This is a genomic window from Pseudoalteromonas luteoviolacea NCIMB 1942 (assembly GCF_001625595.1).
GTDB lineage: Bacteria > Pseudomonadota > Gammaproteobacteria > Enterobacterales > Alteromonadaceae > Pseudoalteromonas > Pseudoalteromonas luteoviolacea_A.
The window spans coordinates 64,778-75,255 of the sequence record NZ_AUXT01000146.1 but is presented as its reverse complement, the minus strand read 5'-3'; the positions used below and the strand labels follow the sequence as shown (position 1 = coordinate 75,255).

Genomic DNA, 10,478 nt, shown 5'->3' with positions numbered 1-10,478 from the left:
CAAAGTGTGATCCCGCCCTGCATGAGATAAAGCCGTCGCTATGTTCCGTTTTCAGATGCGCAGTACCACGAACTCGGCTGATATAATACCAGCTATTGCTTTTTACGGCTTTTAGCCAAGGGACTTTAAAACCGACGTCCGTCACAATCACGGGCCGACAATCACTCAGCAAGAGCAGCTTGAGTATTTTTAAGTAGTGTTTTTGCACTTTTGGACAAGGGCACTGAAAACTGAACGTACTTTTCTGATAAAGGGTCAGAGCGCGGCCTTTACTGGCAATGCTGGCACGCAGAATACAGTGCTTGGTCTGTGTATCCCCATGGCTCCAGTCAACCAGAATGACGAGATGCTTTTCAGTGACAACAAAGTGGCTCAAGCTGACATAAACTGATGTTGATCCACGCAACAGCGTATAATTGCTGAGTAAACGGTCAATGCGTTTAATATCATATTTTTCAGTTGTTTTTGAATCCAGATTGCGACCGATAGAAGTCAATGTGCATTACTGACAACGCAAAAGAGACTTCACGGAAGAGAGTATAGTATTAAATCTGGCTTTGTGGGTTGAGTCAGGGGTGACAACGCGGAGCGTATTGTGCAAAATAGTAAAGGCATTTATAGTGTTTAGTTCTGTTGTTTTTGGCGATCTATAAGATCGCAAAACACCATGAATGTTCCTCATTCTCCAAATTTTTTAATGTTCCTAGTGTATTGATATATAAGGCTAATTCTGGCGATGCTTTAGCTGTGTAACTCCAACTTTAGTTGCTAGCTTTAGGGCTTCTTCTTTGAATTTTGCTGAATATACTTTTCTAGTTTTCTTTGTGGATTTCATTAGTCAGCTCTGTGAGTTAGTTTACTCACTTAATGAAGTGTCCAAAACTATTGGATCAGCTCAGTGTATGTTCCATCCTATTTTACAACTTCTTACTTAGTTCTACATTACATTGCTGCAATGATGGCTTAAACTAACAGCCTTAAGCCGCTAAATTATCTAGGAACGAATGCGCCGCAACTTTATATTCGCAGCGATGGCATTGCTACTCACTGTTTTGATTACTTTTGCCTTTCGGATACCGCTAAGTCTGGCGGTGGCCAAGTATTATCTACCTCAAGGGCAATTCACTTGCTTAAATTGGGCCTTGTCAGGGCTTAAAGAGATCACGGTAGATGAAGTTTGCTTTGAAAATGATGTTATCTTTTTGAAAGGTAAGAACATTATACTAACAGCACAGCACATAAAAGTCGGCGTTTTAAGGGTTGATCACAAAGGGCAACAAGAAAGTTCCCAAAACAATACGATGCACAAACTCGATTTACCACTTCCTGAGCGACGACCGCTTTTGAATGTTGACCAACTGAATATTCACTCCCCCACGTTGAACCAAACTCTAAAATTATCAGTTAAAGAGACTCGATTAAACGAGTTTGTCGTAACTGGTGATTTGATGGCTCAGTTGGAAATTTTGACAGATAAATTGACAGTTCAGCTAGGGCTGGACAGTAAAGCTGTTGAGCACTACTTACCGGAGCAAGTTGAGAAACTTGCAGGCAACTTGAACCTATCGACCGATGGGGTATCTATTGAATACAATACTAATATTGATTTAAACGCAAGGCACCAAAAAAATACGCTGTGCCCAATTAAATTTTCCGCAAATGGTCAGGTAACTGGGAATTGGCACTTGAATAACAAGCGAGGTGAAGTGAACCCCTCAAAGCTACCAATTCACGTTGATGTATCTGGCTGTGCTGATTTTACCAATGCACAGGCGCGTCTGCCTGATGGTGGTATCGGTGGACAGTGGCAAGCCGTGTTTGATTCAGGTATCGAAGTTAGCCAGTCAAAAGTCGTGTTACCTAAAATAACGTTACTAGACTCGGACAACGATTCTGAAGTTCAAATCCAGTCTTTTTCATTGAAACTTAACAGCCGAATTGCAAAAGGTCGTCTAAGCGTTAATCATCAAACCGCCGCTCTTGGGTTAGTCGCACTTCAATCTTCTTTTCTGTATAAACCGCAAGCGTTAACCATATCTGGCGACTGGATAGTCAGTAATGAATTGCTCGAGTTGCCTGACAATCTTTTTTTTAAGGAACTAGTTAGCCAAGGCGCTTTTAATTTAGCGGGCGATTCTTTGCGTGCATTAACCATAGATCTCAACTCTCAAGTAACCGCGAGTGAGATAAACGTTCATGATACACAGTTAGATAATGCTGAGTTCAATGTTAAAGCTACATCAGTGATTCATCTTGATAAATTTGGTCAAGAGGAAAATTGGCCTATACAGATAAAGGATCTAACTACCCAACTGAGTGCACAGAGATATAAATTACAAGCGCTATCTGGCAAGTACGTACTTTTACAGGCTCAAGCAAAGCTCAGCGAGTTTGGTGAGTTAACTGCCAATACTGAACTAGACATTGGTTCATTTAAGATGAGAGATATTCGCGGGAAAGGCATTAATCAAATATCTACGATTTCAGGAAAGGTAACAAATAGTGAGTATACCGCCAAAGTTGATGGTGAAATGCATTTGGGGCTAGTAGCAAACCCAAACCTGTCATTTCGCGATGCGGTATTGACCACATCAGGCAGTATCCAAGATGCTGTAAAGCTGAACCACATAGCTCACTTAGAAGATTTTGAGTTTAGTATTGACCACATTTTGGATGGTGAACTGAACCAAATGTTGATAAAGGTGCCCGAACAGAGCTTTATGACACTGCAACCTTTTGTTAGTCAGTTAGCACCTCAATTACAGTTGAGTGAAGGCTTGATATCCGCTGAGGTAACTGGAAATTTGTCAACTCAAAGCTATCAGTTTAAAGCTGACCTACAAGGTGGAGGGGTTTTGTATGATTCCCACTATCTAAATGGCATTAATTTACCAGTTATTGGTAAGTTCGATGAGGGGCAGTTGGTACTTTCAGAGACTGTGCTCGATATAGCCGAAGTTCGTTCAGGTGCTGTACTTACAGATTTGTCAGCAAAACTGTCATCAACGAATAACACGTTGATCTTAAATGATACTAAAGCGACAATTTTTGATGGAGAAATCTCAGCACAACAGATTAACTTATCTAGCGGCGATCAAAACTTCTCAATTGAAGCGCATAACTGGGACCTAGCGCATGTCTCTGAAGCTGGAAAGAGTGCAGGAGTTGAACTGCGCGGGCGAGTGTCAGGTCAGCTGCCAGTCACCATCAAGCAAGGTGATATTGAAATTACGAATGGCAAATTAACGAACATTGATGTGGGATTATTACGCATAGATAACAATGAGTCAGTTGAAGCGCTGAAGTCACATCAAGCGGGTATCGATACCGCATTCAGTTTGTTGGAAAATTTAGAGATAGAAAAGTTATCGAGTGATGTTGCTTTATCACCAGACGGTTGGCTAGATTTAGCTGTGGAAATTGCAGGTGTGAATGAGCAGGCAAAGCAGCCGATAAATTTTAATTACACACATAGTGAGAACATATTTCAGTTGTTTAGAGCATTACGTTTAAGTGATGAGATAACGAATGAAGTAGAAAAAGCACTAAATAAATAGGAGCAAGAAAGCATGAAATGGATGCTAACCATGATGCTGGTTGTGTTAACGTCAGCATGCACACACAAAGTGCAGGTAGAGACGAAAGAGCCAATCACTATCAACTTAAATGTTAAAGTGGATCATGAGATCCGTGTAAAAGTAGATAAAGAGCTAGATGATCTGTTTAGCGAAGACAGTGAATTATTCTAAGGGAGCCGGAACATGAAAGCTAAAATGATTTTGACAACAATTGCAGCAGCTTGCTTGAGCTTTTCAGTGATGGCAATGTCCATTAATGAAGCAAAAACCCAAGGTTTAGTTGGTGAAAATTCAGCGGGTTATTTAGGGGTGATTAAAGGGTCTGCAGAAGTGAAAAGGCTTGTTACGGACATTAATAAAAAGCGTCAAGCGAAGTATCAACAGCTGGCTAAGAAAAATAAAATTAGTTTGGCACAAGTAGAAAAGCTTGCAGCAGAAAAAACCTATAAAAAGACGTCATCTGGTCACTTTATTCAAGTAAATGGTAAGTGGGTAAAAAAATAGGTATGTCGCAGCGCCAATAAGGCGCTGCTTCGCTCAAAAGGCTTACTATGCGTCATTTTTGAGTCTTGCATTGCGACAGCAATTGTTGCCAGAACGCTTCACCTTTTCGTCTTGCCAGTCGAATATTATTGTCGGGAATAGACTCAGGGTCATCATACTGTTCTAAGGCCATGGCCATGCTTTCTTCTCGGATGAGATGAAGCGTAGGAAATGGTGCACGATTGGTATAGTTGGCAGGATCGGTGTCTTCACTGTCGGCAAAGACGTAATCAGGGTGGAAGTTGGCTATTTGGTATTTTCCTTCGAAGCCTTGTGCACAGAGCATTGCATTTGCAAGGTCGACTAGGTCCAAAAAGTCATCAAACACGGTAAAGCCCTCTGAAAATATCAGCAGGGTAGTCTCTCGTTCAACGAGGCAGTTTAGCTCAAAGCACTCATTGAGCATCTCCATTACTGCATCCTCATGTGACAACGCTGAGCTTACTTGGTAGTGAATGGATTGCTGCTCCACTTCTTTTCTCGCAAATGGGCAAAAGTTGTACTTTACAATCACTTTGCTTACCCAATTTTGCATAGAGTTAATAACGTGCTCAGACATTTACTGCTCCAATAATGAGTCGATAACTTTTAAGGTGCGGTTAATCGCCCCTTGGTTTTTTGCTAAACAAGCGTACGCATTTTCACCCAGTATTTTTGCCGCTTGAATATGACTTAAATAGGCGGTGACCTGTTCACAGAGTTGTTCTTCATTTTGGCAAATGATGGCCCCTTTCATGGCAGTCAACTCCGGATAAATATGCGAAAAATTGTAAGTACTGGGTCCACTGATCACACCAATAGCACTGGCGGCAGCTTCAAGAGGGTTATGTCCTCCGCGTTCAATTAGACTACCACCGATAAATGCAACGGCTGCACTGCCGTAAAGAAATTTGAGCTCACCGAGCGTATCAGCTAAAAGCACCTGACAGTCTTTATCGTAGGAGGAACTGCGGCGGCTATATTTTATCTTTGATTGAGAAAGTAAGTTTGCGACCGGTCCAAATTGTTCAGGGTGGCGCGGTGCAATAATCAGTAAGGCATTAGGGTGCTTTTTTAGTATTAATTGGTGAACTGCGATGACTTGTTCATGTTCATTAGGATGTGTAGAACCCGCTATCCAAACTGGCCTGTCGCCAATTTGTGTTTTTAAATCGTTTAGTTTGAGTTTATCTCCATCGTCGATGTGAATATCAAACTTAATCGAACCTGTAGATTGTACTCGATTAGCGTCAAGTCCCAGAGCAATAAAGCGGTGGCCATCTTCTTCGTTATGACTGGCTAATACATCTATGTGTTGCATCAAGTGTCGGCTTAAAGAGGCAAAGCGCTTATAACCCCGATACGATTTTTCAGATAGGCGTGCATTTACCACAGTGACGGGACAATGGTGTTGTTTTGCGTAATAGAACAAATTAGGCCACAGCTCCGTTTCCAGAATAATGAGCAGCTTTGGCTTAACCGTTTTAATGAATTTTCTCGCCGCGAAAGCGATATCGAGAGGCAGATAGCACATATCAACAGTCTCGCCAAATTGCTTTTGGATCTCTGCCCTACCCGTTGGAGTATTGCAGGTGATCAGTAATCGTTCATCAGGGTGAGCATGTTGAATGCGCTTGATAAGTGGCGATGCTGCCAGTACTTCCCCTACAGAAGCACAATGGATCATGATTGATTTTTTTGTGGTCTTATTCTTTACAAGGCCAAACCTTTCGCCAAAGTGAGCTCGATAACCGATGTTTTTCTTCCCTCTTACTTGATACAGGTAAAAGGCAATAAATGGGCTGAGCAATAGCAACAGTAAGGAGTATAGGTATCTGGTCATAGCGATAGGTAAAAAATAAAAGAGTATTCTAACCCGCTAACGGGCTAATGAAAATTGGTATAACAATTTTACACATAACCGCGCGTGCTCAAAAGCAGTAAATTTGCTAGTATTCGGGCCCTGTTGTGATTTCGAATGAATTAAAATGTTGTCAACTTATAAAAGAGTATTATTTGCTGTTTCTTTTTTAGGGCTTAGCTCGACAATGGCATTAGCAATGCCAACTGCCTATCTACCGATTGGCAAAGACAAGATACTTGAGTATCAAATTGAGAAAATGTTTACCATGACTGCCATTACCCCAATGAGCAAGCCATATCGCATTACAGAAATAAATCAACATATCGCTAAGCTTGGTAATATTGATCCTGCGCTGCAAGCGAGTATTCGAGCACGTATCGCACCTTACCTAGAAAGAGATACCATCACCCGACGCGGCGTTAAATTACGTATTGATTCTGGCGAAGAACAAAAACTTGCCAACGATAGAGGTAACCATTCGGGTGAATATGCTGAACTATCTCTAGATGGCATATATAGAGGAAGTGATAACTCTTTGATGCAGTTAGGAGCAGAATATAGAGTCGAGTCTGGCAAGCTCGTTCCTTATAATACGTTTTACGCTTTAGGCGGGGAAAATCTGCAACTTAACCTCGGATATAAGGAACATTGGTTTTCCCCATTTAAGCATTCTGCAACCATATACTCTAATAATGCACAGGCGCCGCTATCAGTTTCTATTGGCTTGAATTCACCACTTCGAAATTGGTGGAACTTTGATTTTGAAGTGTTTTACTCAGAGTTAGAGCATGTAGAAGATGGCATTCTATATCAAAAAGAAATGCATGATGGCACGCCTCGATTAGCGGGAACACACCTGAGTATTGAACCGTTTCAGAATTGGAAGCTCGCTATTAATCGAGTGATGCAATTTGGTGGTGGGCCTAGAAAGGTTGGCTTTGAAGACGTAGTAAAGGCGTATTTTGACCCTGCGGGCAATGACAACAGTGGGGTAACAGGTAGTAAAGACAATGAACTTGGCGACCAATGGGCCAGTGTAACGACGTCATTTAAAACAAGCTGGTTAACGACGGCAGAGTGGTACCTTGAACATGGTGGTGAAGATACGCGAGAGCATAAAAACTATCTGTTTGGTAACAATGTAACTAGCTTCGGGGTGTACCTACCAAACCTTACAGAAGAATTCTCGTTCAGGTTCGAGCATACTAACCTACACAGTCTATGGTATGTAAACGAAATTTATCCCAAAACAGGGAATAGTATCGACGGTTTTGTCATCGGAAACTCCTTGGCAAACAACAGAACATTTAATGATGGGGTACCTTCAACGAGTAATGTTCTAGAGGTAACCTACTCAGAGAGCTTAGATTCAATGTGGAATTTAAAGTTAACAAGCGTTCAAAACAAAAGCGGATATAGAAATGAGCTGGGTGGCGTAAGCGATAATTACGAGAATATGCGCGAACTCAAGCTATCAAACTCGAGAAAAATTGATAGCTACCAAGTAGAAACGGGCCTGACTTTAGGTAAAGATGTATATGGTGAGAATTACACTTGGCTTTCAGTCAATGTATACTGGTAAAACACGGGTAATCAAAAAAGTTATGTCCAGTATTTGGGCTAATAACAATATTAAGGATCACTATGTCAGTTAATGACCAAATAGCAAATAGCTACTTAGACAGCTTGAATCGCCATATGGCACTGTTTACTAATATGGCAAATTACCATGAAGAATCTGTGGAATTGCTTAGGCAATGTCAGAAAACACTGCAAGCTGGCGGGAAAGTAATTTGGTTTGGTAATGGTGGTAGTGCGGCTGATGCACAGCATTTGGCAGCGGAGTTTGTGGTACGTTATAAGCTAGAGCGTGGACCGCTTGCATCAATCGCACTGACAACAGACACTTCTATCTTAACAGCGCACAGTAATGACTATCATTTCAATACAGTTTTTGAAAGGCAAGTACAGGCACTTTGCAAGCCTGAAGACATAGTGATTGGCCTAACAACCTCGGGCACAAGTGAAAATATTAATTTGGCTTTAGCAGCTGCTAACGAGATTGGCGCATACACAGTCGCATTGACTGGTCGTGAGGGTGGTGTCGTAAAAAATATTGCTAAGTTACCTATCATTATAAATTTCGATGAAACAGCGAGGATCCAAGAAGCGCATATGTTTATTGGGCATTGGTTATGTGAGGCTGTTGATTTACTGATTTCGGAGCAAAGTAAATGAATCTAAGTGCCTTACAAAACCTTAACAACGCTAATGTATTAGTTGTTGGTGATGTGATGCTTGATCGGTATTGGCATGGAGATACAGGACGGATCTCTCCTGAAGCTCCTGTGCCTGTGGTCAAGGTAAGTAGCTTAGAAGATAAAGCCGGTGGTGCTGCAAACGTTGCAAAAAATATCGCTCATTTAGATGGAAAAGTAGGACTGTTAGGCCTCATCGGTAAAGACGACAACGGTGCCAAGCTAAATAAGATCCTTCAATCTGAAAAGATTGATTCGCAATTGGTTGCGATTGATGAACTGCCAACCATTGCCAAAATGCGTGTTATTAGTCGACATCAGCAAGTTGTGCGCTTGGACCTAGAAGAACCTTTTGAGATTGAACATAGCAAGCTTTTAACCAAGCAGTTAGAATCGGTAATAGAGAATTATGATTTTGTCTTGTTTTCTGACTATAACAAAGGTGCACTTGCTAACATTCAGGAAATGATCCAAATTGCTAAAAATGCAGGTAAGACAGTACTTGTTGACCCTAAAATGAGTGATTTGTCTTATTACAGGGGCGCAGACTTTATTACCCCTAACCTAAATGAGTTTAAGCTAGTAGGCGGTGATGCAACGACCGAGCAGACCTTAACAGACAGTGCTCGAAAGCTTATTTCAGAATCAGGTATCAAAGCGATGTTACTAACGCGCTCGGAACAGGGAATGTCGCTGATCACGGAAACCGAGAAGCATGACTTTGCAGCTCAAGTACTAGAAGTGAGCGATGTAACGGGGGCTGGCGACACAGTAATCGCGACTTTAACTACGATGTTAAGTTCAGGTATGAGTGCCAAAGATGCGGTTGAGATGGCTAATCTAGCAGCAGGTATTGTGGTTGGTAAATTGGGCGCTGCGACCGTATCGCCTGAAGAGCTTAGTGCCAAGTTAGGTCAATATTTAAGAGATACAGGCGAGCACTATCAAACCCCATTCGAAGATGTATTGCAGCATATTGAGTTTGCTAAGCAAGATGGAGAAACAATCGTTTTTACTAACGGTTGTTTTGATATTTTACATGCAGGTCATGTGAGATACCTTGCGCAAGCAAAAGCGATGGGAGATAGGTTGGTTGTTGGCCTTAACAATGATGAGTCTATAGCGCGATTGAAGGGCACTGATCGTCCAATAAACCCTCTAAACGAACGGGCAATGGTGCTGTCAGCGTTGGCCTCTGTCGACTGGGTCATTCCATTTGGCAAGGTTGAAGAAAAAGATACGCCAGCAAACCTTATTGCTTCTATTAGCCCCGATATTTTAGTGAAGGGTGGAGACTATAAGGTCGAAGAAATTGCTGGAGCCGATCACGTCTTGGGCCAAGGTGGTAAAGTAGAAGTGTTGTCATTTTTGGACGGTTGTTCCACTTCTAATGTGATAAAAAAAGCGCGATTAACTAAAAATTAGTTAGTGTCCACTGCGTTTTGGTAGGCTTTCATTAAAGTCAGCCAATCTGAATCTGTAAAAAGGAACGTCGGCCATTTGCCGGCTTCTTTTTTAAAAGATCTATTTAGCCTGTCTATGTTAGCTTGCTGCCACTGTTTATCCTGTGCTCGTATCGCGCCTTTATCAAAATCGATTAAGTAAACTTGACCTGTTTGGTCGAAAAGGATGTTGTTGATGTTTAGATCATCATGATAGACACCTTCGCGATGGAATTGCGCGATTGTGCGCCCAACAGAGGTTAAGGCTTGTTCAGAAGCCGGTTGATGTTGCAACATTTCACATAAACTCTGCGCTCCACGCACGGCTTCTGTAATGATATCTGCGCGATAAATGCCTAACTTTACCTGAACATATGCCGCGACGGGTTTTGGTACAGGCAAGTTTAGCGCGTGCAGTTCTGACAAAAGCTTGAATTCTTGATAAACACGGGTTTTCTCCAGTCCAGTATAAAGGTACTGGTCTGACAAAAGCTTGCCGGCTAAACCACCGCGCCAATAATGTTTCAAAACAGCGATCTTGTCTTCGTGATAGTTGATAAACCATGCAGCTGCTCGACCTTGCTTGCTGGTGACAATTGCATTTTGGTCGCGCCAATATTGAACTTTAAACCACTCAGAGTGGATGTTTAAGGTGGAGTTTTCTGGCAAGAGCAAGTACTGGTTATTTGTTTTTTCTACCTTGAGCATGATTTATTTAACAACAGGAAATATGCGGCAAGTTTAGCGACTTTTTGCCAAGAGTAAAATGGACAAGTGTTGCAAATCTGGATGATTAATTTAAGATCAGGCGTTA

General features: G+C 41.8%; 9 protein-coding genes and 1 pseudogene. 6 read left to right on the top strand and 4 right to left on the bottom strand.

Translation table 11 applies throughout. The features are described from left to right. Window positions 1–496 (bottom strand): annotated as a pseudogene (locus tag N482_RS24785) (IS4 family transposase); the annotation flags it as partial. Between the two features lie 508 nt (window positions 497–1,004). On the opposite strand from N482_RS24785, the gene N482_RS08420 reads away from it, so the two are divergent. The 3 genes from N482_RS08420 to N482_RS08410 are packed head-to-tail and all read left to right on the top strand — an operon-like array spanning window position 1,005 to window position 4,082. Further along, window positions 1,005–3,557 (top strand): intermembrane phospholipid transport protein YdbH family protein, encoded by a 2,553-nt coding sequence (locus N482_RS08420; RefSeq protein ID WP_063376613.1) that lies wholly within the window; start codon window positions 1,005–1,007, stop codon window positions 3,555–3,557. A gap of 12 nt (window positions 3,558–3,569) precedes the next feature. Next, a complete protein-coding gene (locus N482_RS08415; protein WP_063376612.1) occupies window positions 3,570–3,749 on the top strand; it encodes a YnbE family lipoprotein in 180 nt (59 codons plus the stop codon). 12 nt (window positions 3,750–3,761) lie between these two features. Continuing rightward, window positions 3,762–4,082, top strand: coding sequence for a YdbL family protein (locus tag N482_RS08410; RefSeq protein ID WP_063376611.1), 321 nt, complete (start codon window positions 3,762–3,764; stop codon window positions 4,080–4,082). A gap of 52 nt (window positions 4,083–4,134) precedes the next feature. Here N482_RS08410 and N482_RS08405 read toward each other — a convergent pair whose 3' ends face one another. After that, complete coding sequence (locus N482_RS08405) at window positions 4,135–4,680, bottom strand: DUF1415 domain-containing protein (RefSeq protein WP_063376610.1); 546 nt, start codon at window positions 4,678–4,680, stop codon at window positions 4,135–4,137. Beyond that, entirely contained in the window at window positions 4,681–5,943 is a 1,263-nt protein-coding gene (gene waaA / locus N482_RS08400) for a lipid IV(A) 3-deoxy-D-manno-octulosonic acid transferase (RefSeq protein WP_063376609.1), read from the bottom strand. Between the two features lie 145 nt (window positions 5,944–6,088). Here waaA and N482_RS08395 point away from each other — a divergent pair, with 145 nt between their 5' ends. The 3 genes from N482_RS08395 (at window position 6,089) to hldE (ending at window position 9,647) form a co-directional block, all read left to right on the top strand. Then, the gene (locus N482_RS08395) at window positions 6,089–7,546 is read left to right on the top strand and encodes a capsule assembly Wzi family protein (RefSeq protein ID WP_063376608.1); all 1,458 of its coding nucleotides are present in this window, start codon (window positions 6,089–6,091) and stop codon (window positions 7,544–7,546) included. Window positions 7,547–7,608: 62 nt separating this feature from the next. After that, a complete protein-coding gene (locus N482_RS08390; RefSeq protein WP_063376607.1) occupies window positions 7,609–8,202 on the top strand; it encodes a D-sedoheptulose-7-phosphate isomerase in 594 nt (197 codons plus the stop codon). Further along, window positions 8,199–9,647 carry a bifunctional D-glycero-beta-D-manno-heptose-7-phosphate kinase/D-glycero-beta-D-manno-heptose 1-phosphate adenylyltransferase HldE gene (gene hldE, locus N482_RS08385; protein ID WP_063376606.1) on the top strand — a complete coding sequence of 483 codons (1,449 nt, stop codon included), beginning with the start codon at window positions 8,199–8,201 and terminating at the stop codon, window positions 9,645–9,647. Before N482_RS08390 ends, hldE begins: the two co-directional genes overlap by 4 nt. Here hldE and N482_RS08380 read toward each other — a convergent pair. Then, window positions 9,644–10,372, bottom strand: coding sequence for a 3-deoxy-D-manno-octulosonic acid kinase (locus N482_RS08380; protein WP_063376605.1), 729 nt, complete (start codon window positions 10,370–10,372; stop codon window positions 9,644–9,646). The genes hldE and N482_RS08380 overlap by 4 nt on opposite strands. Window positions 10,373–10,478: the final 106 nt, after the last annotated feature.

What these genes read in the sequence shown, in the direction of transcription:
- N482_RS08420 (WP_063376613.1), top strand. Translation starts at nt 1,005, where the DNA reads ATGCGCCGCAACTTTATATTCGCAGCGATGGCATTGCTACTCACTGTT.
- N482_RS08415 (WP_063376612.1), top strand. Translation starts at nt 3,570, where the DNA reads ATGAAATGGATGCTAACCATGATGCTGGTTGTGTTAACGTCAGCATGC.
- N482_RS08410 (WP_063376611.1), top strand. Translation starts at nt 3,762, where the DNA reads ATGAAAGCTAAAATGATTTTGACAACAATTGCAGCAGCTTGCTTGAGC.
- N482_RS08405 (WP_063376610.1), bottom strand. Translation starts at nt 4,680, where the DNA reads ATGTCTGAGCACGTTATTAACTCTATGCAAAATTGGGTAAGCAAAGTG.
- waaA (WP_063376609.1), bottom strand. Translation starts at nt 5,943, where the DNA reads ATGACCAGATACCTATACTCCTTACTGTTGCTATTGCTCAGCCCATTT.
- N482_RS08395 (WP_063376608.1), top strand. Translation starts at nt 6,089, where the DNA reads ATGTTGTCAACTTATAAAAGAGTATTATTTGCTGTTTCTTTTTTAGGG.
- N482_RS08390 (WP_063376607.1), top strand. Translation starts at nt 7,609, where the DNA reads ATGTCAGTTAATGACCAAATAGCAAATAGCTACTTAGACAGCTTGAAT.
- hldE (WP_063376606.1), top strand. Translation starts at nt 8,199, where the DNA reads ATGAATCTAAGTGCCTTACAAAACCTTAACAACGCTAATGTATTAGTT.
- N482_RS08380 (WP_063376605.1), bottom strand. Translation starts at nt 10,372, where the DNA reads ATGCTCAAGGTAGAAAAAACAAATAACCAGTACTTGCTCTTGCCAGAA.